The organism is Sphingomonas sp. JC676 (genome assembly GCF_014489075.1).
GTDB lineage: Bacteria > Pseudomonadota > Alphaproteobacteria > Sphingomonadales > Sphingomonadaceae > Sphingomonas.
This window is the reverse complement of sequence record NZ_JACTGR010000001.1, coordinates 381,457-404,518: the sequence shown is the minus strand read 5'-3', so window position 1 is coordinate 404,518 and position 23,062 is coordinate 381,457. Positions and strand designations below refer to the sequence as shown.

Genomic DNA, 23,062 nt, shown 5'->3' with positions numbered 1-23,062 from the left:
TGTCGCTTGGTCGAATCCTGCTCTCAAAAATCCGATACCTTCTCGTCACCCCGGCACTGCGGCCGGGGTGACGAACGATTAATGTGGCCGCAAATGCTCAAGCTTGTCGGGATTGCGCATCACATAGATCGCCTCGATCCCGTCCTCGCCAATCGCCAGCGCGGTGGTCTGGAGGACGCCGCCCGGCTCGATCGTCACGAAGCCCGGCAACCCGTTGATCATGCCATAGCGCACCACCTGCGACATATCTTTGACGAAGAAGCGCGCGAGCGAGGCGTGGAGCTTGATCATGTCGTCGATGCCGTAGATCGGCTTGAGCCCGGCATGGACCTTGCCGCCGCCGTCCGAATAGAGCGAGACGTCCGCCGCGAGCAGCGAGCGCAGCCCGCCCATGTCCCCGCTGCGCGACGCCGCGAAGAAGGCCTCGGCGATCTCCAGCCCCTTCTCTTTCGAGACCTCGAAGCGCGGCCGCGCACCACGGACATGGCTGCGCGCCCGGCTCGCGAGCTGGCGGCACGCTGCCGGATCGCGCTGGATCGTCTCGGCGATCTCGTCGAAGCTCACCCCGAATACGTCGTGGAGCAGGAAAGCCGCGCGCTCGAGCGGCGAGAGTCGTTCGAGCGCAAGCATCAGCGGCAGCGTGACGTCGTCCGCTTCCTCTTCCTCCTCGACGATCGGCTCGGGCAACCAGGGGCCGACATAGGTCTCGCGACGCGCCCGCGCTGACTTGATCTGGTCAAGACAAAGGCGGGTCACCACGCGGCGCAGGAACGCCTCGGGCTCGCGCACGGCAGTGCGATCGGTGCCCATCCAGCGGACGAACGCCTCCTGCACCACATCCTCCGCATCCGCGACCGAGCCGAGCATGCGATAGGCGATGCGGGTTAGCCGCGGACGCAGCGGATCGAAGCTCGCCGCTGCGTCCTCGGCACTCATGCCGCCTCGCGCACCGGGGCGCGGACGGCGCCATAGAACAGGTCGAAACCCACCGCGAGGCGGTTCCAGCCGTTGATGGCGTTGATCAGCAGCGTCAGTTCCACCTGCTCCTCGTCGGTGAATTCGGCCTTCAGCGCAGCATAAACTGATTCCGGTGCCCGTGCCGTAGAAACCAGCGTCAGCGCATCGGTCCATGCCAGCGCTGCGCGCTCGCGAGCCGAAAATCCGGGCGCGTCCTGCCAGGCGCTCAGCAGATAGATGCGCTGCTCGCTCTCGCCCTCCTTGCGCGCATCGGCGGTGTGCATGTTCAGGCAATTGGCGCAGCCGTTGATCTGCGAGGCGCGGATCTTCACCAGCTCCTTCAGGCTGGTTTCGAGCGACGGGCCGAAAGCGGTGGTCGCGTCGGTCCAGAGCTTCATCTGAGCGGGAGCGGCTTTGAACGGGTCGAGTCGTGCAGTCATTGTCTTCATCCTTTCAAGGGGTTCGATGACATGACGAGGCGCGCACGGCGGATGTGACATGATCCGCAAAATTAATTCGAAAAATCGCGGATAGCGCCGACGCGGCTCCCGTAAGGGAAGCCGCGCCAGTAGTTCTCAGGCGATCGTCGGAACAATCCCGCCTTCTGCCCTAAGCGCCGCGCCGTTGGTCACCGCCGCGAGCGGGCTGGCGAGGAACGCCACCATCGACGCGATTTCCTCGGCTTCGATCAGGCGGCGGATCAGCGATAGCGGCCGCAGCTTGTTGAAGAATTCGGACTCGCGCTCGGCTTCGGGCGCATTCTTGTTGTCCACCACTGAACGGATGAATTCGACGATACCTTCCGAACGGGTCGGCCCCGGCAGGACCGAATTGACGGTGACGCCGGTGCCGCGCGTCTGCTCGGCCATACCGCGCGCGATCGAGAGCTGGGCGGTCTTCGTCATGCCGTAATGGACCATCTCGCCCGGGATCAGCAGCGCGCTCTCGCTCGCGATGAATATCACGCGGCCCCAATTCGCTTCGAGCATCTTGGGAAAATAGTGCCGCGACAGGCGGATACCGCTCATCACATTGGTCTCGAAGAAGCGGAACCAGTCCTCGTCGGTGATCTCGGTGAACGGCTTGGCTTCGTAGATGCCGAGATTGTTCACCAGGATATCGATTGCCGGCACCGCCTCGATCAGCGTGGCCGTGCCTTGCGCCGTGGCCGGATCCGCCAAGGCCGCGCGCACGCGCCCGGCCTTGCCCACCTGGGTGGCGGCGGCGTCGAGCTTGTCCTGGCTGCGGCCGGTGATGACGACTTCCACGCCTTCGGCGGCAAGCCGCTCGGCGATCGCCAGCCCGATGCCGGCGGTCGAGCCCGTGACCAGCGCGGTCTTTCCCTTGAGTTGCAGATCCATTTTCGAAACCTCCTGTTCGTGTTCGAAGGGAGATAAGCGCAGCGGATATTGATGATTAGAGCGCATTCCTGCACAATAGAAGTGATCTACAATCACGAATGGCGCGGCATGGACAATCGCATCGGCGACATGGAGACCTTTCTCGCGGTGACGAAAGGCGGAAGCTTCGCCGCCGCTGCGAAGACGCTGCGGCTCACGCCTTCCGCCGTGAGCCGCAGCATCGCCCGGCTCGAGGCCCGGCTGGGCGTGCGGCTCATCCAGCGCACGACACGCTCGCTCTCGCTCACGCCGGAAGGCGAATCCTATCGCGACCGCATTTCGGGGCTGCTCGCCGAAGTCGATGCGGTGGAGCAAAGCCTGGGGCGCGAACATCGCGGCCCGCGCGGCACGCTGAGGATCAATTCATCGGTGCCCTTTGGCATGCAGTATCTTGTGCCGATCCTGCCACGCTTCCTCGAGGCAAATCGCGCTGTCACGGTCGAGCTCTCGCTTTCGGACGCGCTGGTGGACCTTATCGAGGAGCGCGCCGACATCGCGATCCGGATCGGCCCGCTGCGCGACACGCGGTTGCGCGCGAAGAAACTCGGCCGCAGCGCGATGGCGCTGGTCGCCAGTCCCGACTATCTCGCCAGGCACGGCATGCCGGCCGAACCGGGCGACCTTGCGCGCCATATCTGCCTGCAGTTCAGCTTCCGCCGCAGCGTCGACAGCTGGCCGTTCCGCATCGGCAGCCGCATCGTCCAGCGCCCGGTCGATGGGCCCTTTCTGGGCAATTCGGGCGAGGTTGTCCGGCTGATGGCGGCATCGGGCGGCGGCATCGCCCGACTCGGCCGGTTTCATGTCGCCGCGGATCTCGCGGCCGGCCGGCTGGTCGAGATACTCGCGCCTTTCAACCCCGGCGACGGCGAGGATATCCACGCCTTGTACGACGGCCATGAACGCCTGGCGCTGAGGGTGCGGGCTTTCCTGGACTTTCTGGACGCCAACCTCGTCCTGGCGAGTTGACCTCAGCCCCGCCCGATCAGCCGCTGCGCGATCCGGTCCGCGACCTCGCTCTCGGGATCGCCGGTGCGGTCGCTCTCGTCCCATACCTCGATCAGCCGTAACGGGATCTTGTCGACGCGCGCCATGACCTCGGCCATATTGCCTTGGCCCAGATATTCGAGGCCGACATTGATGATCCCGCCCGCGTTGATCACGTAGTCAGGGGCGTAGAGGATGCCGCGGTCGTGCAGCCGCTGGCCGTCCGCCCGCGTCGCGAGCTGGTTGTTGGCGCCGCCCGCCACGACCTTGCACTTCAGCTCCGCGATCGACTGTTCAGTCAGGATCGCGCCTAGCGCGTTCGGGCTGAACAGATCGGTTTCCTGGGTCAGGATCGCATCGGCGGCGACTGCCTCCGCGCCTAGCTCGGCTGCCAGCGCCTTGGCGCGCTCGGCGTTGACGTCGGCCAGCACCAGCTTCGCGCCGTCCTTGGCGAGCAGCCGCGCGACACCGCCGCCGACCGAGCCCACGCCCTGGATCGCGACGCGCACGCCGGCCATCGATTCGGTCCCCAGCCCGCGCTTCGCCGCCGCCTTGACGCCCAGATAGACGCCGCGCGCGGTCACCGGACCCGGATCGCCCCCGGCACCGCCCGCCGCGACCGGAAGGCCGGAAACATGACGGGTCTGGGTCGCGACCACCTTCATCCGCGCCTCGGACATGCCGACATCCTCGGCCGTCACATAGCGCCCGCCAAGCGATTCGACCGCGCGGCCGAACGCCTCGAGCTGCGCGGTGGTGATCTCGGCGCCCGGCTCGCTCGCTAGCACCACGCCCTTGCCACCGCCGAGCGGCAGATTGGCCATGGCATTCTTGTAGCTCATGCCGCGCGACAGGCGTAGCGCATCGGTGATCGCCGCACGATGATCGGCATAGTGCCAGAAGCGCACGCCACCTGCCGCCGGGCCGAGCTTGCTCGAGTGAACCGCGATGATCGCGCTCAGACCCGATTCGCGGTCGCTGAACAGATGGACGCCCTCATGGTCGTCGAAATCGGGGAAGCCCCAGTCGGTGATCATGGATGGGTCCGCGCTAGAAAAAATGGGGCGACCGACGGGACTTGAACCCGCAACATCCGGCATCACAAGCCGACGCTCTAACCAATTGAACTACGATCGCCGCGAAGCAGGCCGCTTAGCGGTGGTCGGCGGCGAGCGCAAGATAGTTGCGAGCCCTTATCCGCGCGAAATACGCACCGCCTCTTCGGGGGTCGTCACGCCCTCGCGAACCAGTGCGCGCGCGGCCGATCCGAGGTTCGGCGCGCGGACATAGGCGTGGCTGGCCAGGATCGCCTCGTCGCCGCCGTCGTTGATCAGCCTGCGCATCGCCGGATCGGCATGGATCGCCTCGAACACGGCGATTTGCCCGGCATAGCCGCTATCGCTGCACGAGGCGCAGCCGCTCGGCGCGTAGACGATCGCGCCGCGATCGAAGCCGAGCAGCGCGGAGACCGAACCCTGCGCCTGGACAGGCTCGCGGCACTCCGGGCAAAGTCGCCGGACGAGCCGCTGGGCCAGCACTGCGTTCAGCGTCGAAGCGAGCTGGAACGGCTCGATCCGCCATTCGCGCATCCGCCGAATCGCCCCGACCGCGTCGCCCGCGGGAACCGCCGCAAGCACCAGCAACCCTCGCTGCGCCGCCTCGACCGCGGCAGCGGCGGCAGCGCGGTCATCCAGCGCATCGACCATCACGACATCGACATCGTGGCGGAGCGAAGCGCGCAATATATCGGCCATCGTGCACTGCATGCTGGCTTCCACCTGGATCGCGCCCGGCATCGGCGATCCGGCCACCTGCTCCGCCAGCATCAGCCGCCGCGCCTTGCTCCCGGCATGATCGAGCAGCGCGCGCAATGTCGTGCTGCGCCCCGAACCCGGCGGACCGGCCACCAGCACCAGCCCGCTCGCCAGCGCCGGCCGCAGCGCAGCGACCAGGCCTTGGCGCATGCCGAGTGCTTCCAGCCGCCGATCGCGACGGTCGCCGGCATCGAGCTTGAACACCAGCGAGACACCGCCCGTTACGAGAAGCATGGCAACAGCCACGTCGCTGCCCGACCATTGCACGCTGCCATGCTGGGGGCGGTCCCCTGGTGGACCGAGATCGGATACGGCGCAAAGCTCTGCAACAAGCTCGTCCAGCGCCTGCGGGGTTAGCAGGCCACCATCGGCTATCTGTCCGCCGATCCGCAGCGCAATGCCGGCCCCGTGCGGATTCGGATCGACGTGAACATCCGTCGCGCGCCGGCGCGTCGCCTCGGAAAGAAGCGCATGCAAGGGCCCCTGGGCAGCGGAAACGCGCGCCGTTAAGGGCTTGGACTGTGAAGGTCCGGCCGGCAGCACTTCGGCAACCAGGTTCATGCGCCCCCCTTTTTTGCGGACGCGAGATGGCTAGGCAGCGAATGTGACGCCATCCTTGCAATTGTATGACATTTAAATTGCAGACGCTCTCGCGCTGGAAACCGCGCACCGGATTTGGCAAAAGGCGGCATGCAAGAAGCCACCGTCTCCGCCCTGCCCACGGTCCCCGATTTCGGCTCGGGCTACCCCATCGAACCCGTGATCGACCACATCCTGCGCCAGCCTGGAATCCAGCGCGTGCCCAGCCCCAAGGTCGCGCTGTTCATCGCGAAGAATTTCCTGGAGCCCGAGCTTTGCCAGGCGCTGATGCGGCAGATCGACACGCAGCGCCGTCCCTCGACGATCGCCGATCCCAATGACGACTATGCCTTCCGCACCAGCGAGACCTGCGACTTCGATCCGGACCTGCCGACAGTGGCCGACCTCAAGCGCCGCATCATCGCGCTCACCGGGCTTGACCCATCCCGGGGCGAGCCGATGCAGGGCCAGCGCTATGCGGTGGGGCAGGAATTCAAGGCGCACACCGATTATTTCGAGCCGAACGGCGGCGATTTCGAGAAATATTGCAGCGTCTCGGGCCAACGCACCTGGACGGTGATGGTCTATCTCAACGAAGTCGAAGCCGGGGGCGCAACCCGGTTCAAGGCGATCGACAAGATCGTCCAGCCCGAAGTCGGCAAGGTGCTCGCCTGGTCGAACATGCGGCCCGACGGTACGTGCAACCCGTCGACCATCCATCACGCGATGAAGGTGCGCGCCGGCACCAAATACGTCGTCACCCAGTGGTTCCGCGAACGGCCCTGGGGCTGGTGAAATAGAAAGGGCCCCGGGGCCTGTTGGCGCGCCGGAGCCCGATCCCCCTTTTGACCGATTAGAAGGTCGCCGAAATCGACAAGTTGAAGGTCGTGCCGTTCGAATAACGGTTGTAGATTACTGTGTTCGTTCCGTTCGACTGCGTTTCCTTGTACTTCCGGTTGGTAATGTTGCGCGCTTCAGCCTTCAGGTCGAATTGCTGCCCCATCACCGAGATGCCCTGACGCACCACGAAATCCAGGTTGATACCGGGATATTCGTAGACGTCCGGCTGGTTCTGGTTGGCGAGACCGCGGCTCGTGACACGCTTGCTCGCATAGGAAAGAATGAGCGTCTGCTGCGAGAGCTTGGCCCGCTCCTCCACACCCAGCTGAAGATTTACGAGGTGATCCGACTGGCCGGTGAGCGGCGAACCGTCGCGGAAGAAGTCGGTGGCAAGCGTGGACGACGACCCGAACACCGAGACGGGGTCGTTCGCGCTCACCTTCAGCTTGGAATGCGTATAGGTGTAGTTCGCAATCACGATCACGCTGCGATCCGCGAAGAAGCCCGCGTCGAGCCACTCGGACATCGGGAACTTCTTTTGAACCTCGGCTTCGGCACCATACAGATCGGCCTTGGGCGCATTGGCGAAGCTGGTGACGAAATCGCTGCCCGAGATGAAGGTCTCGATCGGATTGTCGATGCGTTTGTAGAAGCCCGCCACCGCGAACCGCTGATCGGGCGCGAAATACCATTCGTAGCGCGCTTCCGCGTTGAACAGCTTGCTGTCCTGAAGGAAGGGATTGCCGCGATACTGACGGTTGGTCTCGGGATCGAAGTAGAACTGGAAGACCAGTTCGCGGAACTGCGGACGGGCAATGGTCTTCGACGCATTGATGCGAAGCTGCATTTCCGGCTGGAACTGCCAGGTCAGCGTCGCCGCGGGCAGCCAGTAATCATTGTCGAGATTGGTCACCGCGGTGCTGGACCCAGGCGTGCTGAAGACCCGGGCGGGCGTCACGGTTTCCTTTGCCGTCTCGTAACGAACACCGGCATCGAGCGAGAGCTCGGGCGTGATCTGATAGTTCACGCGGCCATAGCCGGCATGATTGAGCAGCTTGGCATTGAACGCCGGAGCGCCTTCGTTCGTTTCGATGAGGTTGATATTGAAATAATCGATGATCGCGGTTCCGAGCAGCAGATCGGGCCGCAGCATTGCGACACCGCCGGGGAAGTCGCTCGGCGCGGTGAACTGGAAGTCGCGGCGCGAACTGAACCGGCCCTGGTTCAGGAAGGCATAGCCGGCCGACAGGCTCAGGCCCTGGATCGGACGGAAGGTGAGGTCGGCGCCAGCGGACCACAGATTCTCGTTCAGATAGGAATAGCTGACCGTGGCGTCGCCGCCGTTACCGTTGTTCAGGCGGTTGAGGAAGTAATTGCCGTACGGATCGGCCGCGGCATTGGTGCGGACATATTCGTACGCGAACTCGTCCGGTGCCTCGCGCTTCGAATTGGCATAGCCGCCGCGCAGATCGATGCTCCATTCCGGGCTGAGCTTCAACTCGGCGACCAGCTGGGTGTCGATGAGCTGACGCTCATACCAGGCAGTGTCCTGCTGCAGAAAATCGGTGTTCGTACCGCCACGCTGGCCAAGGCTGAGGCGCGCGCGCTTGAGTGTGTCGCGGACATAGAGGTTGGTCCAGCGGATCTTGCTGTCGCCAAGCTCGAGACCCAGGCCGAGCAAGCCGTTGACGACGATCCGATTATCGGTCGACACGCGCTCGAAGCTGCTCTCCAGCTGGGAAAGGTCGGGCGTCAGCGAGGTCTGCTGGGTCGTGTCGCGGGTCGTCCACTTGTTGGAATAGCCGAGCGTGGCGATCACGCCGAGCGTACCACCGGCGACGTCCTCCGCGGAGGCACCGCCGGAAAGCGTGGCCGACCAGTTCGGACCGATATTCTTCTGCCGCTGAACGAGCGAGTTGTTGCCGTTGACGAGCTGGCCGGCGATCACCTGCGTGTCGACATTGCCCGAGCTGATCCGGTCCCCGCTCGCGAAGAACGCGGCAAGCGCGGGAGCATAATTGCGCGTGCCGTCGTCGAAGCCGGTCCAGTCATGGCCGCCGCCGGCATAGACATAGCCGAAATGACCGGTGGTTACCGTGTTCGCGCCGATGCCGCCGCTGGCGGTGAGGAAGGCTTCCTTCGGCAGCGAATTGGTCGTCAGGTTGATGACGCCGCCGCCGAACTCGCCAGGATAATTGACGGAATAGCTCTTCTGCACCAGCGACGAGGAAACGACGTTGGTCGGAAAGATATCGAGCGGAACGACGCGCTTTAGCGGTTCGGGGCTCGGCAAGGGCGAACCGTTGAGTAGCGCGAGCGAATAGCGGTCGCCCAGGCCGCGGACATACACATAACCGTTGCCCACCACGCTCAGACCGGTCACGCGGCCCAGCGCGCCGGCAATATTGCCGTCGCCCGTACGCGCGATATCCGCGGTGGACAGCACTGACACAACCTGCGCCGTATCGCGCGTTACGTTCACGTGCCGGCCGACCACGACGATGTCGTTGGCACCCGGAGCGGAGATGTCGGGCACCTCTTCCTGCACGTCGGCAGCCTGGTCCTGCGGTGCAGCTGCAGCCGGATCCTGGGGTACGGTCGTGGCTTGGTCCTGCGGTGCGCCGGCAGCGGTGGCCGGGTCCGGCGTCGGAGCGGACGGCTCGGGTGTCGAAGGTGCCGTCTGGGCGCGCACCACGGAAGGCGCGACAAGCGCGGAAGTGAATAGCAACAGGCTCGCAAGCCCCAACGGCTTCGTCATCATGAACCCCTAATACAAATCCTAAGAGGGCGGAGCGCCGTCGGATAGACGCCCCGCCCCCAATCAGGTCAGGCTAGGCCTCAGTTCGTCGGGAGCGAGGTGCAGCTGCGGCTGCTGCCCGAACCGTCGAACGTGATGTAGCCGGAATTGCAGGTCCAACCCTTGTACCAATTGTCGTTCGCATCCTTGACCGCACCCGCGTAGGTGGTGGTGTCGAAGAAGGCGCTGAGCGTCTTGGCATCGAAAGCGGTGATCGCGGTCTCGCTGGCGCCGTTCACGAACGTCGCGGTCAGCGTGTTGGTGAAGGCGTCGTTGTTGCCGTTCGCACCGGTGCCGAATGCCGTCGCGACCTGAGCGGCCGTGTAGCTGCCCGTGCCGATATACTTGGTCGCGTTGCACTGCAGAGCGACCGCGCGCGCCACCAGCGAAGCCGTCGCCGAACCGCCCGAGCTCGAACCATTCATGCGCAGGCACTCGTTGTTCGGGCTGATGACGAGGCCGTTGGCGAGCGTCAGATCGGCGTTGCCGCGCAGCAGGATAGAGGCCTGGTCATTGGCTTCGTTGTTGCTGCTCACCTGGCCCTGGAGGGCAGTGAAGTTGACCACCGCAGTCTTCTGGCGCGGCGTATCGGCTTCGAAGCCGTTGCTGTCGACTTCCATCAGAGCGTCGCCCTGACCCGGACGCTGCACCAGCAAGACGTACTGGAAGAAGCCCTGCAGGCCGGTGTCGATGTCGAGGCTGTCGTCGTCAGCGCCGGTGGAGATATAGTGCTTGAACTGCACGGTGCCGCCGAAGAATTCTGCGCCGTCGTCCGAGCTGTTGTGGCTCTGGACATAGTCAAGCGCGGTTCCGCTGCCGATACCTTCGGTCGTCAGGCCCTGAAGCTCGACGTTCGCACCGAGCACATAGCCCGAATAGCGGATCTGCACATATTTGAACGTGCCGGCGTTGTAGGCATCGTCGGTGCCGCCAAAGGTCGCGGGATCCGCCGAACCTTCGGTCTGACGCTCGCAGGTGCCGGCGCCGGTCGAACCAGTGGTGCAATCGGTGATCTTGGCGCGGCCCATCAGCACGACGCCGCCCCACTGGCCGATCGACGCGTCATTGTTCAGGCCGAGGACGTTGTCCTTGCTGGTGAAGACGATCGGCTGCGTAGCGGTGCCGACGGCGTTGATCTTGTTGCCGCGATTGACCGCCAGCCAGGCCGTGCCGGTGTAGCCGGCGATGATCACGCCCGGATCGATCGTTAGCGTGACGGCGGTGTCGGCGGTGAGCTGGCCGGCGCCGTTGAGCGTGATGCCGTTCGCGGCGGTGCACGACACGGTGCTGCTCGCGCGGGGTGCGGCGGCAGTCGGTGCGGTGATGCCGCCGTCACAGCCAACATCGACGCGGCCGTTGAGCGAATAGATGAGGCCGGGGATCTTGGTCAGCGTCATCGACTTGTTGACCATCGCCGGCAGCTGGCAGACGCGCCACGAACCGATCGGGGTCGCCTGGGTCACGCCCGCGTCCACAAAACCGTTGGCGCCGGCGGGCACCGAGGGGCAGCCCGCGGCCGGAGTCACCAGCGCGGCGGTCGGCGTCGGGGTCGGCGTCGGCGCCGGGGCTGCAGGCGGATTGATGATCACATTGCCGCCGGTGCCCGGCGATGCGATGTCGTTGGCGCCGTCGCAAGCCGAGAGGGCAGCGCCCGCGCAGGTGGTCATCAAGATGAGGCTGAGGCGTTTAAAGCTGGCCATATATTCTCCGTTCCGGGCAAAATGCCGGGTTAGCGCGGGTTCGAAACTGTGCGGGATCGACTCGGCTTTCCCCCCGTCGGCCGCATCGCCGCGCTAGGAGGCCCACGTGACGCGATGGTGGGATTTTGGAGAAAATTCAGAGACTCTATCGTGACGCGATTATGACAATCACTGCCATGCTCAGCGCGTGCGGACGATTTTGCCGCCCTGCATCACGAAGCGGATTCGCCGAAGCGTGGCGATTTCCGCGACGGGATCCCCATCGACCGCCACCAGGTCGGCAATCCGGCCGGGTGCGATAGATCCGATCCGATCTTCCATGCCCAGGATGCGCGCATTGCCGATCGTTGCCGCCAGCAGCGCGTCCGCCGGCGCCAGGCCCCAGGCGGCCATGAGTTCGATCTCACGCGCGTTCTCGCCGTGCGCGAAGACGCCGGTGTCCCCGCCGACGCAAAGTGTGACACCCGATTTGAGCGCCGCGGCATAGCTCGCCCGCTTGCTGCGAATCGTCTCGGTCTCGGGTACCGCGCTGGTCCAGCCACCATAGCGGGTGATCGCATCGGTCGCGGCGAGCGTGGGGCAGAAGGCCACGCCCCGCGCCTTCATCAGCGCGAATAGCTCGGGCGTGCCGTCATTGCCGTGCTCGATCGTATCGGCTCCAGCCAGGATCGCGCGGTGCATGCCCTCGGGCGTGCTGGCATGCACCGCCACCTTGCGCCCGGCATCATGGGCCGCGGCCACACCGGCCTTCAGCTCCTCCAGGCTGAACGTGGCCCGGCTTGGCTCGCCCGGTCCCCAGCGATAATCGGCATAGAATTTCACCCAGTCCGCGCCACGGGCGATCTGGCGACGTACCGCCGCGACCACCTCCTCGCCGCTCACCTCCTCCGCACCCTGCGGGACGTCATAGGCATAGCCCTTGGGCCCATAGGCCCCGGTCGCCACCAGCGCGCGATTGGCGATAAGCAGTCGCGGGCCCGGCACGATCCCCTGCCGGATCGCCGCCTTGAGTCCGGCATCGGCGTCCCCCGCACCTTCGGTGCCCAGGTCGCGCACCGTGGTGAAGCCCGCCATCAGCGTCGCGCGCGCATGGGCCACGGCGCGCACGATACGCAGCGACAGCGGTTCCCGCATCACTTGATCGTCCCAACTCGTCTCGTTGTACGGGTGCAGGAACAGATGGACGTGGAGGTCGATCAGTCCGGGAAGCAGCGTGGTGCCCGGCAGCGCGATCGTCTCGGCGCCCGCCGGAGCCGAAACCTCAGGGCCGACGGCAACGATATGGTCGCCTTGGACCAACACCTTCCAACCGGGATGAACCGTACGATCGGCTGCGGTGAAGACCCGGTCCGGGAGTAGCAGGATTGCCGATGGCGAAGGCTGGGCATGTACCACCACCGCCGCGCAGAAATAGAGGATCGCGAAAAGTCGGAGGCTCAATCTAGCCAATGCCAAGGTTCCTTCAACGCTGCCCCATCCGGCGCTTCCCTGCCCCGGCGCTCCAGAAAGATATGCGCTGAGAATAGGTCCTGAATCGAATTCGAGTAGGCTGTTTTGCCAAAGCTTTCGGCCCAGGGCCGCAATGCGTGGGCCAGGCGCCGCCCTCCCATCACCTTCGAGATTTCGCGCATCGCGGGATAGGCGTGTTGCGCATACTCGGCTGGCATATCCACAGCGACCGCAAGCAGAAAACTGGCGGGAGCCGATCCCCCGCTCCCGAACGCGGCTTCATTCTCCATCCTGATATGGACGTCTGGCGCAATGCGCCGCCGCTCACATTCACTCCAGCTGGGCGCCCAGATCTCGGTGCTCATAAAGGAAGCGACGTCGCTCCTTCCGGCGTGCACCCATTTGGCATGCCCCGCGGGATTCCATCCGATCCTGCCGAATTTCAATTCGCGCTGATTTGCGGACATGGGTTCCGAGCCGACCTGACTCGAACGGACCGCCGCCTTGCCACTCGCGGCCAAAACAAGGGGATCTAGCGCGGCCGCTACCGAACTCCATTGCGGCTCGGCCCATGGCGCGCGGCCGTCGCCGCCGCCAAATGCCGCATACACATGGTATTTGCGATCAAAGAACGCCACGCATTCTCCGTGAGCTTAGCCCGCGAAAAAGCCCGCCGGTCGCGGGACAGGCGGGCTATTCCATGGTGGGCGCGGTAGGGATTGAACCTACGACCCCACCCGTGTGAAGGGTGTGCTCTACCACTGAGCTACGCGCCCATTGGCTTTTTCAGCCGAAACGGGAAGCGGGCCTTTAGGCATTGCGGGGTGCGCTGTCCAGCCCCGGCCCGCGTTCGAATCAGGTCAGTTGACCGAATCCTTGAGGCCCTTGCCCGCCTTGAACTTGGGCTGGTTCGACGCCTTGATCGTCATCTCCTCGCCCGTGCGTGGATTGCGGCCGGTCGATGCCTTGCGCTTGCTGACCGAGAAGGTCCCAAAGCCGACCAGGCGAACCTCGTCGCCCTTCTTGAGCGCCGCCGAAATGGCATCGAAAACGGCCTCTACGGCCTTGCTGGCATCGCCCTTGCCCAGGCCCGAAGTGTCGGCGACCTGTCCGATCAGCTCCTGCTTGTTCATTTCTTCGGTTTCCCCCTTAGTCGTGCAAATCAATAAATTGAGTCGCGGCTTGAAAAAGCCGGTGCGCCAGTCAGCACGCACCAGCCATCGCTGTCAAAACCTTTCAGCCGGTTTTCCGGCCTGTGCGACGAAACGGTTACACTCCGTCAGTGATGCACAGCGTCCCCAATTGGGGCAATTCCGACCGGCGGCTGCGCCGCCAACTCGTCCGCATCGGTCCAGTCGATCGCGGTAAGCGGCTCGGTCAGCGCGAGCCGCAGCACTTCATCGACATGCTTGACCGGGATGATCTCCAGGCCCTCGCGGATGTTTGCCGGGATCTCGGCCAGGTCCTTCTCGTTCTCGTCGGGAATGAGCACGGTTTTGATCCCGCCGCGCAGCGCCGCGAGCAGCTTCTCCTTGAGACCACCGATCGGCAGCACGCGGCCACGCAGCGTCACTTCGCCGGTCATCGCGATGTCGCGGCGTACTGGGACCCCGGTCATCGTCGAGACGATCGCCGTCACCAGGCCGATGCCTGCCGACGGTCCGTCCTTGGGCACCGCGCCCTCGGGCAGGTGGACATGGACGTCCTTGCGCTGGAACAGGCTCGGCTTGATGCCATAGGTCGGCGCGCGCGCCTTGACGAAGCTGAACGCGGCCTCGACCGATTCCTTCATCACATCGCCCAGCTTGCCGGTCGTCTTGATCGCGCCTTTCCCTTGCACGGTCACGCTCTCGATCGTCAGCAATTCGCCGCCGACCTCGGTCCAGGCGAGCCCGGTGACCGCACCGATCTGGTTCTCCTCTTCGCCCAGGCCGTGGCGATACTTCTGCACGCCCGCGAACTCGGCGAGATTGTCGGGCGTGATCGTCACGCTCTCGGCCTTGCCCTCCAGGATTTTCCGTAGCGCCTTGCGCGCCAGCCTGGCGATCTCGCGCTCGAGCGTGCGGACGCCCGCTTCGCGCGTGTATTTCTGGATCAGCGCGCGCAGGCCCTCGGTGGTGAGGGTGAACTCGCCCTCCTTCAGCCCGTGCGCCTCGACCTGCTTGGCGACCAGATGGCGCTCGGCGATCTCGACCTTCTCGTCCTCGGTGTACCCCTCGAGACGGATGATCTCCATGCGGTCGAGCAAAGGCTGCGGCAGGTTCAGCGTGTTCGCGGTAGTCACGAACATCACGTCCGAGAGATCGATGTCGATCTCCAGATAGTGATCGTTGAACTTGTTGTTCTGCTCCGGGTCCAGAACCTCGAGCAAAGCCGATGCGGGATCGCCGCGGAAATCCTGGCCGAGCTTGTCGATCTCGTCGAGCAGGAACAGCGGGTTCGACGTGCCGGCCTTTTTGAGGTTCGACACGATCTTGCCCGGCAGCGACCCGATATAGGTGCGGCGATGGCCGCGGATCTCGGCCTCGTCGCGCACGCCGCCCAGCGACTGGCGGATGAACTCGCGCCCGGTCGCCTTAGCGATGCTCTTGCCGAGCGAGGTCTTGCCCACGCCGGGAGGGCCGACGAGGCACAGGATCGGCCCCTTCAGCTTGTTGGTGCGCGCCTGGACCGCGAGATATTCGACGATCCGGTCCTTCACCTTCTCCAGCGCATAATGGTCTTGATCGAGGACCGACTGCGCCTCGGCGATGTCCTTCTTGAGCTTCGACTTCTTGCCCCAGGGCAGGCCCAGCAGCACGTCGAGATAGTTGCGCACGACCGTCGCCTCGGCGCTCATCGGCGCCATGGTCTTGAGCTTCTTGAGCTCGCCCTGCGCCTTGGTGCGCGCTTCCTTGGAAAGCTTGAGCGTGGCAATCTTCTGGGTCAGCTCGGCGATCTCGTCGCCATCGCCTTCCTCGCCCTCATTGCCCAGTTCGCGCTGGATCGCCTTCAACTGCTCGTTGAGGTAATATTCGCGCTGGGTCTTCTCCATCTGGCGCTTCACGCGGCTGCGGATCTTCTTCTCGACCTGCAGCACGCCCAGCTCGCCCTCCATGAAGGCGAACACCATCTCGAGGCGCTTCTGGGGATCCTTCTCGACCAGCAGCGACTGCTTGTCGGCGACCTTGACGGCGATGTTGGCGGCGACCGCGTCGGCCAGGCGCGACGCATCCTCCAGCTCGGCGAGCTGCACCGCGGTCTCGGCCGGCAGCTTGCGGTTGAGCTTGGCGTAATTCTCGAACTGATCGATCACCGAGCGCATCAGCGCCTGGAGCTCGGGACTGTCGATCTCCTCTTCCGCGACCGGGCTTACGGTCGCGGTGAGATAGGCGCCGGTCTCCTCGACGGTGTCGAGCGTACCACGCTCCTTGCCTGCCACCAGCACGCGCACGGTGCCGTCGGGCAGCTTCAGCAGCTGGAGCACTTCGGCGGAAACGCCGGTATCGTACAGATCCTCGCGGCCGGGATCATCCTCGGCGGGATCGAGCTGCGCGACGAGGAAAATCTCCTTGTCGTCGGCCATCGCGGCTTCCAGCGCCGCCACCGACTTGTCGCGGCCGACGAACAGCGGCACGATCATGTGCGGAAAGACGACAATGTCGCGAAGCGGCAGGACGGGATAAGACTGCTTCATGAATACTCCGGGTCGGCCCTGCGGGGCCCTTGTTTCCACTATATATGGGGCCTGCGCCAGCCGCATCAATCGTCGCATCCATTTCCCGCATTTGACCGTGACCGACCGGTCACAGGCCGCGTCCGTAACAATCCCCGATCTCGCCTGAAGGAGGCTCCTATCACCCCTCGCCTGCTCCTTGCCGCATCCGTGCTGGCGCTCGCCGCTTCCCCCACGCTCGCGCAGGTCAAGCGCGGCGAGCCACCGATCACGGCGATCACCCAGACCTCGGGTGGCCCGATCGAGCCCGCGCGGGCGGCGCTGCACCTCGAGCATGTCGATCTAGCGATCGAGGTCTTTCCCGACACCAATCGGCTGGAGGGGACCGCGACGCTCACGCTGACCACGTCGGACCCGCAGACCCAGCTCCTGATCGATCTCGACAAGAACCTGCCGGTCTCCGCGCTCAGCGTGGACGGCAAGGCGCTCAGGCCAGGCCAATGGTCCAATCCCGAAGGCCGCCTGGCGATCACTCTGCCCCGCCCGCTCAAGGCCGGCGGGCGGGCGGAAGTCCGCATCGTCTATGGCGGTACGCCGCACGTCGCGGTGCGCGCGCCCTGGGACGACGGCATTGTCTGGGCGAAGACGCCAGGCGAGCGCAAGCCCTGGGTCGCGACCACGGCGGAAGGCTATGGCTGCGACCTGTTCTGGCCGTGTCTCGATTTCCCTAAGGGCGAACCCGACACCGTCGACCTGCACATCACCGTGCCCGCCGGGTTGAAGGCGCCCGCCAACGGCACACTCAAAGGGATCGAAAAGCTGGCCGACGGCCGCACCACCTGGAACTGGCACGCGCGCAGCCCGAATCCCTATTCGGTGGCGATCGACGTCGCGCCCTATGAGGAAGTCTCGGGCATCTATCTCAGCCGCTTCGGCCCCAAGATCCCGATGAATTACTGGTACCTGCCGGGCCGCGAGGCCAAGGCCACCGCGCTGTTCCAGGAATTCGCGCCGACCATGGATTTCTACGAAAGCGTGATCGGGCCCTATCCCTGGTACGACGAGAAGGTCGGCGTGGTCGAGACGCCGCATCTCGGCATGGAGCACCAGACGATCAACGCCTATGGCAACAACTACAAGAAGACGCCGAGCGGGTTCGACGAGATCTTCCAGCACGAGCTGGGCCATGAATGGTTCGGCAACCAGATGTCGGCCGCCAACTGGGACGATTACTGGCTCCACGAAGGCTATGCGCAGTACATGCAGCCGCTCTACGGCCGCTGGCGCGAGGGCGAGGCCCGCTACGCCACGATGATGGACGAGTTCCGCCTCCAGATCCGCAACAGCGCCCCGATCGTCTCGGGCCGGATCATGACCGAGGAGGAAGTGTATGAGGAGGCCAATGGCGGCCCCGGCCAGGACATCTACGTCAAGGGCGCCTGGGTGCTCCACACGCTCAGGAACCTGATCGGCGACGACAAGTTCTTCGAGGTCACCCGCCGGCTGGTCTATGGCCGGCCCGATCCCAAGCCGGGCAATTTCAAGCCGCGCTTCAGCTCGACGCCCGAATATATCCAGATCGTCAACCAGGTGACCGGCAAGGACATGAACTGGTTCTTCGATATCTATCTGAAGGAAGCCGCGCTTCCCGAGCTTATCGAGACTCGCACCGGCGACACGCTGTCGCTCAAGTGGAAGACCCCGCACGACAAGCCCTTCCCGCTGCCGATCGAAGTGCAGGTCGACGGCAAGACGCGGTTGGTCGCGATGACCGGGGGCACGGCGACGCTCAACGTCCCTGCCGCCGCGCATGTCGTGGTCGATCCGGACTCGCGCGTGCTCCGGCGCTCCGAGGTGGTCGAGGCGTTCCAGAAACAATCGATGAGGATGTGACGATGATCGCGTTGATCGACCCCCAGCCGACGAGCGTCCTCGCCGTCGGCGCGCTTTTCACCAGCTTGTTCGTCTGGGCGGCCGCCTTGCTCGTGGCGCGGTCCCGGCGCGGCGGGACGAAAGAAGTGGGCGCGCAGCGCGATTCAGGCTCGATGGCCGGCGTGGCGGTTCAGGCGCTCGGTTTCCTCGCAGTGGGTTTCGGCCCGCTCAACCTGATACTCGGCGCGCCCGGCCCATTCGCGATCGGACAATTGATCGCGGTTTTGGCGCTGATGGCGGCGACGATCGGCCTGTTTGTCGCTTCCGCGCGTGCAATGGGCCGCAATTGGGCGATCGTCGCGCGCACCCGCGAAGATCATCAGCTCGTCACTTGGGGACCCTTTGCGACAATCCGGAACCCGATCTACACGGCGCTCTTCATCTGGATACTCACGATGGCGCTCGCGCTGGGCCATTGGCGCGGGCTGATCCTGGGCGTGCCGCTCTACTGGATCGGCACCTGGATGCGGGTCACCCGCGAAGAAAAGCTGCTCCGCGCGCAGTTCGGCGCCGCGTACGACGCTTATGCTGCGCGCGTGAAGCGCTTCGTGCCGGGCCTGATCTAACCCTAGCCGTCGGGCCTGAGCACCTTCGCCATCACATAGGCAAAGGCGATCTGCCAGGGCGTGTAGATCTTGAGCAGCTGCATCAGCGCACTGATGAACGTATCGCCCCGCGCGCCTGTCGTGAGGTAAAGATAGACGCCCAGGCCACCGACCAGCGAGAGAAGCACGGCACCGAACAGTGCGAAGATCAGCGTCGCCGCGCCGGGCCGCATCAGCCCGAACACCGCGCACAACCCCATCGACACGACCGCGCCGACTGCGCCGCCGACAAAACCCGGCAGCAAGGAAGGCTCGGTGAGTAAACCCTGAGATTCCTGCGCGGATGCGGCAGCCTGCATGCCCAGATAGTGCGCAACCGTGACGCCCACGATCAACGCCAACACCTTCGGCCAGAGCCGATGCCCCCGCCCCTTCCAGACGAGAGGGGCGGCGAACAGCGGCGTCATCCAGATGACGCCGTTCGGGATCTTCAGGAAAAATGCCACCGCCAGGCCGACCACATACACGATGTGACCAAGCACCAGCCATTTGAAAGCTTCTAACGCGGCCCAATCGAGTGCGATGTCGAAGGGCGAATGAAATTCGCGGGGATCTTCGTCCGCGAGGATCGCATCATCAGACATAGGTCATCCCCTAATCCGATTACTGCGACCATCGTGCGCCTCTGCGGTGCCTTGGTCAACCAAAACAGGGCCATCTCGGCCCGAACGGGACGAATCGATGCCCGGAGGCAACACTCCGGACCGTTTCCGTTATAACAGGAGCCTAGCGCGCATAGCTCGCGCGCTAGTTGGTAGCCGCGACGCCCCCGGCGGGATCCCATCCCGACCGGGCCGCCGTAGCGCTTCAGGCGGCGCCGCCGCCCGCCTTTTCCTTCTTCGCATAGACGCGCACGGGATCCTTGCGGCCCTCGACCACGTCCTTGTCGATCATCACTTCGTCGACGCCGTCCATGCCGGGCAGGTCGAACATCGTGTCGAGCAATATGCCTTCCAGGATCGAGCGGAGGCCACGCGCGCCGGTCTTGCGTTCGATCGCCTTCTTGGAGATCGAGACGAGCGCCTCCTCGTTGAAGCCGAGCTTCACCGCCTCCATGTCGAACAGCTTCTGATACTGCTTGACCAGCGCGTTCTTCGGCTCGGTGAGGATCTTGATCAGCGCCGTGACGTCGAGATCCTCGAGCGTCGCGATCACCGGCAGACGGCCGACGAATTCGGGGATCAGGCCGAACTTGAGCAGATCCTCCGGCTCGGTCTGGCGCAGCAGCTCGCCGGTGCGGCGCTCCTCCGGAGCCGCCACATAGGCGCCGAAGCCGATCGACTTGCCCTGCAGGCGATCGCCGATGATCTTCTCGAGGCCGCTGAACGCGCCGCCGCAGATGAACAGGATGTTGGTCGTGTCGACCTGCAGGAATTCCTGCTGCGGATGCTTGCGGCCGCCCTGCGGGGGCACCGAAGCGGTGGTGCCTTCCATCAGCTTGAGCAGCGCCTGCTGCACGCCCTCGCCCGAAACGTCGCGCGTGATCGAGGGATTCTCGGCCTTGCGGCTGATCTTGTCGATCTCGTCGATATAGACGATGCCGCGCTGCGCCCGCTCGACATTATAGTCCGAGGCCTGGAGCAGCTTCAGAATGATGTTCTCGACATCCTCGCCGACATAGCCCGCTTCGGTGAGCGTCGTCGCATCGGCCATCGTGAAGGGCACGTCGAGGATGCGCGCCAGCGTCTGGGCCAGCAGCGTCTTGCCGCAGCCGGTGGGGCCGACGAGCAAGATGTTCGACTTGGCGAGCTCGACGTCCGCGCCCTTGGCGCCGTGGTTGAGCCGCTTGTAATGGTTGTGCACCGCGACCGAGAGGACGCGCTTGGCCTGCTTCTGCCCAATCACATAGTCATCAAGGACGTTGCAGATCTCCTGCGGTGTGGGGACACCGCCGTCCTTCTTGCTGACCAGCGACGACTTGGTCTCTTCGCGGATGATGTCGTTGCACAGCTCGACGCATTCATCGCAGATGAACACGGTCGGCCCGGCAATGAGCTTGCGCACCTCATGCTGCGACTTCCCGCAGAAGGAGCAATAGAGCGTGCTCTTCGAGTCGCCGCCGCTGAGTTTGGTCATTAGTCACTACCTCTTGTCCCGGCTGCGAGGGAAAACCGCCATCGCTGCGGGGCCGTTACGAATTACTCGGCGTCCAATCGCCAAAAAGCGGAGCCGTGTCCCACCGAAGCGCAATATGTCTATCTCGGCGAATGGAAACAAGCCGTTGAGATGCGCAAAGGTAGTTTCCGGAGCCAGGCTCAGGGCACATGCGGCATTTGCTGCCCTGCCGGGCTCCCGATCTTCGCCGCCTTCACACGTCATATAGACCATCTGGGCAGCGAGCAGCCAGACATGCCGACTGACAAATACCGAGATCGGCGCACGGGCAAAACAAGCCGATCATACCGCCTGCGCGGGCAATCGCACATCTATCGAAACCCCGGCGATGCCTCGGGGATATACGTCAGGGCCTGTCCGGCGGTCGTTCGCCGGACAGGCCCAATCATTGCTTACGCGGTAGCGCCGTCTTCGCTCGGCATCGGCCGCTTGTCATACACTTCGTCGACCAAGCCGAATTCCTTGGCCTCGTTGGCCTCGAGGAACGTGTCGCGATCCATCGCCCGCTCGATCCGCTCCAGCGGCTGGCCGGTATATTGCGCATAGAGATCGTTCATCCGCGCGCGGATGCGCAGGATTTCCTTGGCCTGGATCTCGATGTCCGAAGCCATGCCCTGCGCACCGCCCGAAGGCTGGTGGATCATGATCCGGGCATTGGTGAGCGCCACGCGCAGGCCCGGCTCGCCCGATGCCAGCAGGAAGCTGCCCATCGAAGCCGCCTGGCCGACGCAGACCGTGCCGACGCGCGGACGAATATACTGCATGGTGTCGTGGATCGCCATGCCGGCGGTCACCACGCCACCCGGCGAATTGATGTACATCCAGATGTCCTTCTTCGGGTTCTCGGACTCGAGGAAGAGCAGCTGGGCGGTGATCAGCGAGGCCATATGGTCCTCGACACCGCCAGTCACGAAGATGATGCGCTCACGCAGCAGGCGCGAGAAAATGTCGAAGCTGCGCTCGCCGCGGCTCGATTGTTCGATAACGATGGGGACCAGGCCACCGGTGACGGGGTCGATGGTCATCTGATCGGAAAGCGGATGCATGTTCGGGATTCTCTGATTGTTGTGTTTGCCCAGCGCTCAACATCGGCGCTCGGATTGACTGGCGCAAGGGGGCAACACAGTGAACGCTTAGGGTTCGGACCCGAACCCTGGCATTGAAGCGCGGCGGCAAAGCGCCCACAACGTTACGATGGCGACACATACCATTCTGGTCACGGGCGGCTCGGGCTTTGTCGGCGGCCATGTGATCCTCCAGCTCCTGGCGCAGGGCCATCAGGTCCGCACCACCGTCCGCAACCTCAGCCGCGAAGCGGAGGTGCGCGAGACGCTGCGCCGCGCCGGCGCCGATCCGGGGGACCGCCTCAGTTTCTTCGCCGCCGATCTGGAGAAGGACGATGGCTGGGCGCAAGCCGCGCAGGGCTGCGATTACGTCCAGCACGTCGCCTCCCCCTTCCCGCCCGCCCAGCCCAAGGACGAGGACGAACTGATTCGCCCGGCGCGCGAGGGAACGCTGCGCGTGCTGCGCGCCGCGCGCGACGCCCGGGCGAAGCGCGTCGTGGTCACGTCATCGTTCGCTGCGGTCGGCTATGGCCATGGCCAGCGGGCTACACCCTATACCGAGCTGGACTGGACCGATCCCGAGGGTCCCGCCGTCCAGCCCTATATGAAATCCAAGACGCTCGCCGAGCGCGCCGCCTGGGATTTCATCGCGCGCGAAGGCGGCGATCTCGAGCTCGTGGTGGTCAATCCAGTCGGCATCTTCGGGCCCGCGCTCAACGAAGACCTCTCGACGTCGATCTGGCTGATCAAGTCGATGCTCGAAGGCAAGATGCCCGGTACTCCGCGCCTCTATCTCGGCGCGGTCGATGTCCGTGACGTCGCCGATCTCCAGCTTCGCGCGATGACCGATCCGAGGGCCAAAGGCGAACGTTTCCTCGCGGTGGCAGGAGACTCCCTGTCGTTCCACGAAATGGCGATGATACTCCGCGACAATCTGGGGGCTGCCGCGGCGAAGGTGCCCAAGCGCCAGCTTCCCGATCTGCTGATCCGGGCGCTCGCCCTCTTCAATCCGCTGGCGCGCGAGGCGGTGCCCCGGCTTGGCATCAAGGCAAGCGCGAGCAACGAAAAGGCACGCACCGTTCTCGGCTGGACGCCGCGCTCGAACGACGAAGCGATCCTCGCCACCGCGAGGAGCCTATTCGACCTGAAACTGGTCGCCTGAAGGGCGCGA

General features: G+C 64.7%; 19 protein-coding genes and 2 tRNA genes. 5 read left to right on the top strand and 16 right to left on the bottom strand.

Annotated features, from left to right (window positions below):
- Positions 1–78 precede the first annotated feature (78 nt).
- The 3 genes from IAG41_RS01930 to IAG41_RS01925 form a co-directional block, all read right to left on the bottom strand.
- On the bottom strand, positions 79–936 hold the full coding sequence (locus IAG41_RS01930; RefSeq protein WP_222950458.1) for a sigma-70 family RNA polymerase sigma factor: 858 nt from the start codon (positions 934–936) through the stop codon (positions 79–81).
- On the bottom strand, positions 933–1,397 hold the full coding sequence (locus tag IAG41_RS22905; protein ID WP_222950457.1) for a carboxymuconolactone decarboxylase family protein: 465 nt from the start codon (positions 1,395–1,397) through the stop codon (positions 933–935). Before IAG41_RS22905 ends, IAG41_RS01930 begins: the two co-directional genes overlap by 4 nt.
- Before the next feature lie 135 nt (positions 1,398–1,532).
- Positions 1,533–2,318 (bottom strand): SDR family NAD(P)-dependent oxidoreductase, encoded by a 786-nt coding sequence (locus IAG41_RS01925; protein WP_187726884.1) that lies wholly within the window; start codon positions 2,316–2,318, stop codon positions 1,533–1,535.
- 108 nt (positions 2,319–2,426) lie between these two features.
- On the opposite strand from IAG41_RS01925, the gene IAG41_RS01920 reads away from it, so the two are divergent.
- Positions 2,427–3,323: a LysR family transcriptional regulator gene (locus IAG41_RS01920; protein ID WP_187727831.1), complete on the top strand. Its 897-nt coding sequence runs from the start codon at positions 2,427–2,429 to the stop codon at positions 3,321–3,323.
- A 2-nt stretch (positions 3,324–3,325) separates the two neighbouring features.
- Here IAG41_RS01920 and IAG41_RS01915 read toward each other — a convergent pair whose 3' ends face one another.
- The 3 genes from IAG41_RS01915 to IAG41_RS01905 form a co-directional block, all read right to left on the bottom strand.
- A complete protein-coding gene (locus IAG41_RS01915; protein WP_187726883.1) occupies positions 3,326–4,378 on the bottom strand; it encodes a Leu/Phe/Val dehydrogenase in 1,053 nt (350 codons plus the stop codon).
- Positions 4,379–4,401: 23 nt separating this feature from the next.
- Positions 4,402–4,478, bottom strand: a tRNA-His gene (locus IAG41_RS01910).
- A 56-nt stretch (positions 4,479–4,534) separates the two neighbouring features.
- Positions 4,535–5,716, bottom strand: coding sequence for a GspE/PulE family protein (locus IAG41_RS01905; protein WP_187726882.1), 1,182 nt, complete (start codon positions 5,714–5,716; stop codon positions 4,535–4,537).
- A 129-nt stretch (positions 5,717–5,845) separates the two neighbouring features.
- On the opposite strand from IAG41_RS01905, the gene IAG41_RS01900 reads away from it, so the two are divergent.
- Complete coding sequence (locus IAG41_RS01900; RefSeq protein WP_187726881.1) at positions 5,846–6,529, top strand: prolyl hydroxylase family protein; 684 nt, start codon at positions 5,846–5,848, stop codon at positions 6,527–6,529.
- 58 nt (positions 6,530–6,587) lie between these two features.
- Here the strand turns inward: IAG41_RS01900 and IAG41_RS01895 are convergent, their stop codons facing one another.
- The 7 genes from IAG41_RS01895 to lon all read right to left on the bottom strand — a co-directional run bounded on the left by IAG41_RS01895 (position 6,588) and on the right by lon (position 16,196).
- Positions 6,588–9,332, bottom strand: a complete 2,745-nt coding sequence (locus IAG41_RS01895; RefSeq protein ID WP_187726880.1) for a TonB-dependent receptor domain-containing protein — start codon at positions 9,330–9,332, stop codon at positions 6,588–6,590.
- A gap of 80 nt (positions 9,333–9,412) precedes the next feature.
- Complete coding sequence (locus IAG41_RS01890; protein WP_187726879.1) at positions 9,413–11,071, bottom strand: hypothetical protein; 1,659 nt, start codon at positions 11,069–11,071, stop codon at positions 9,413–9,415.
- Positions 11,072–11,251: 180 nt separating this feature from the next.
- A complete protein-coding gene (locus tag IAG41_RS01885; protein ID WP_410468056.1) occupies positions 11,252–12,520 on the bottom strand; it encodes an amidohydrolase family protein in 1,269 nt (422 codons plus the stop codon).
- Complete coding sequence (locus IAG41_RS01880) at positions 12,508–13,158, bottom strand: hypothetical protein (RefSeq protein ID WP_187726878.1); 651 nt, start codon at positions 13,156–13,158, stop codon at positions 12,508–12,510. The genes IAG41_RS01885 and IAG41_RS01880 overlap by 13 nt, the downstream gene beginning before the upstream one ends.
- Before the next feature lie 63 nt (positions 13,159–13,221).
- Positions 13,222–13,296: transfer RNA gene (locus IAG41_RS01875), tRNA-Val, on the bottom strand.
- A gap of 84 nt (positions 13,297–13,380) precedes the next feature.
- On the bottom strand, positions 13,381–13,653 hold the full coding sequence (locus IAG41_RS01870; protein ID WP_187726877.1) for an HU family DNA-binding protein: 273 nt from the start codon (positions 13,651–13,653) through the stop codon (positions 13,381–13,383).
- Positions 13,654–13,799: 146 nt separating this feature from the next.
- The gene (lon, locus tag IAG41_RS01865) at positions 13,800–16,196 is read right to left on the bottom strand and encodes an endopeptidase La (RefSeq protein ID WP_187726876.1); all 2,397 of its coding nucleotides are present in this window, start codon (positions 16,194–16,196) and stop codon (positions 13,800–13,802) included.
- 189 nt (positions 16,197–16,385) lie between these two features.
- Here lon and IAG41_RS01860 point away from each other — a divergent pair, with 189 nt between their 5' ends.
- Both IAG41_RS01860 and IAG41_RS01855 read left to right on the top strand, forming a co-directional pair.
- Entirely contained in the window at positions 16,386–18,068 is a 1,683-nt protein-coding gene (locus IAG41_RS01860; RefSeq protein ID WP_187726875.1) for a M1 family metallopeptidase, read from the top strand.
- A 2-nt stretch (positions 18,069–18,070) separates the two neighbouring features.
- Positions 18,071–18,673 carry a methyltransferase family protein gene (locus IAG41_RS01855; RefSeq protein ID WP_187726874.1) on the top strand — a complete coding sequence of 201 codons (603 nt, stop codon included), beginning with the start codon at positions 18,071–18,073 and terminating at the stop codon, positions 18,671–18,673.
- A 2-nt stretch (positions 18,674–18,675) separates the two neighbouring features.
- Here the strand turns inward: IAG41_RS01855 and IAG41_RS01850 are convergent, their stop codons facing one another.
- The 3 genes from IAG41_RS01850 to IAG41_RS01840 all read right to left on the bottom strand — a co-directional run bounded on the left by IAG41_RS01850 (position 18,676) and on the right by IAG41_RS01840 (position 21,873).
- Positions 18,676–19,296 carry a hypothetical protein gene (locus IAG41_RS01850; protein WP_187726873.1) on the bottom strand — a complete coding sequence of 207 codons (621 nt, stop codon included), beginning with the start codon at positions 19,294–19,296 and terminating at the stop codon, positions 18,676–18,678.
- A gap of 223 nt (positions 19,297–19,519) precedes the next feature.
- On the bottom strand, positions 19,520–20,788 hold the full coding sequence (gene clpX, locus IAG41_RS01845; RefSeq protein WP_187726872.1) for an ATP-dependent Clp protease ATP-binding subunit ClpX: 1,269 nt from the start codon (positions 20,786–20,788) through the stop codon (positions 19,520–19,522).
- Positions 20,789–21,219: 431 nt separating this feature from the next.
- The gene (locus IAG41_RS01840) at positions 21,220–21,873 is read right to left on the bottom strand and encodes an ATP-dependent Clp protease proteolytic subunit (protein ID WP_316251066.1); all 654 of its coding nucleotides are present in this window, start codon (positions 21,871–21,873) and stop codon (positions 21,220–21,222) included.
- Between the two features lie 148 nt (positions 21,874–22,021).
- Here IAG41_RS01840 and IAG41_RS01835 point away from each other — a divergent pair, with 148 nt between their 5' ends.
- Positions 22,022–23,053 carry an SDR family oxidoreductase gene (locus IAG41_RS01835; protein WP_187726871.1) on the top strand — a complete coding sequence of 344 codons (1,032 nt, stop codon included), beginning with the start codon at positions 22,022–22,024 and terminating at the stop codon, positions 23,051–23,053.
- Positions 23,054–23,062 lie beyond the last annotated feature (9 nt).

Excerpts from the sequence above, each read along its gene's own strand:
- IAG41_RS01835 (WP_187726871.1), top strand. The coding sequence starts at position 22,022 with ATGGCGACACATACCATTCTGGTCACGGGCGGCTCGGGCTTTGTCGGC.
- lon (WP_187726876.1), bottom strand. The coding sequence starts at position 16,196 with ATGAAGCAGTCTTATCCCGTCCTGCCGCTTCGCGACATTGTCGTCTTT.
- IAG41_RS22905 (WP_222950457.1), bottom strand. The coding sequence starts at position 1,397 with ATGACTGCACGACTCGACCCGTTCAAAGCCGCTCCCGCTCAGATGAAG.
- IAG41_RS01905 (WP_187726882.1), bottom strand. The coding sequence starts at position 5,716 with ATGAACCTGGTTGCCGAAGTGCTGCCGGCCGGACCTTCACAGTCCAAG.
- IAG41_RS01890 (WP_187726879.1), bottom strand. The coding sequence starts at position 11,071 with ATGGCCAGCTTTAAACGCCTCAGCCTCATCTTGATGACCACCTGCGCG.
- IAG41_RS01900 (WP_187726881.1), top strand. The coding sequence starts at position 5,846 with ATGCAAGAAGCCACCGTCTCCGCCCTGCCCACGGTCCCCGATTTCGGC.
- IAG41_RS01915 (WP_187726883.1), bottom strand. The coding sequence starts at position 4,378 with ATGATCACCGACTGGGGCTTCCCCGATTTCGACGACCATGAGGGCGTC.
- IAG41_RS01920 (WP_187727831.1), top strand. The coding sequence starts at position 2,427 with ATGGACAATCGCATCGGCGACATGGAGACCTTTCTCGCGGTGACGAAA.
- IAG41_RS01870 (WP_187726877.1), bottom strand. The coding sequence starts at position 13,653 with ATGAACAAGCAGGAGCTGATCGGACAGGTCGCCGACACTTCGGGCCTG.
- IAG41_RS01930 (WP_222950458.1), bottom strand. The coding sequence starts at position 936 with ATGAGTGCCGAGGACGCAGCGGCGAGCTTCGATCCGCTGCGTCCGCGG.
- IAG41_RS01840 (WP_316251066.1), bottom strand. The coding sequence starts at position 21,873 with ATGCATCCGCTTTCCGATCAGATGACCATCGACCCCGTCACCGGTGGC.
- IAG41_RS01895 (WP_187726880.1), bottom strand. The coding sequence starts at position 9,332 with ATGACGAAGCCGTTGGGGCTTGCGAGCCTGTTGCTATTCACTTCCGCG.
- IAG41_RS01850 (WP_187726873.1), bottom strand. The coding sequence starts at position 19,296 with ATGTCTGATGATGCGATCCTCGCGGACGAAGATCCCCGCGAATTTCAT.
- clpX (WP_187726872.1), bottom strand. The coding sequence starts at position 20,788 with ATGACCAAACTCAGCGGCGGCGACTCGAAGAGCACGCTCTATTGCTCC.
- IAG41_RS01855 (WP_187726874.1), top strand. The coding sequence starts at position 18,071 with ATGATCGCGTTGATCGACCCCCAGCCGACGAGCGTCCTCGCCGTCGGC.
- IAG41_RS01925 (WP_187726884.1), bottom strand. The coding sequence starts at position 2,318 with ATGGATCTGCAACTCAAGGGAAAGACCGCGCTGGTCACGGGCTCGACC.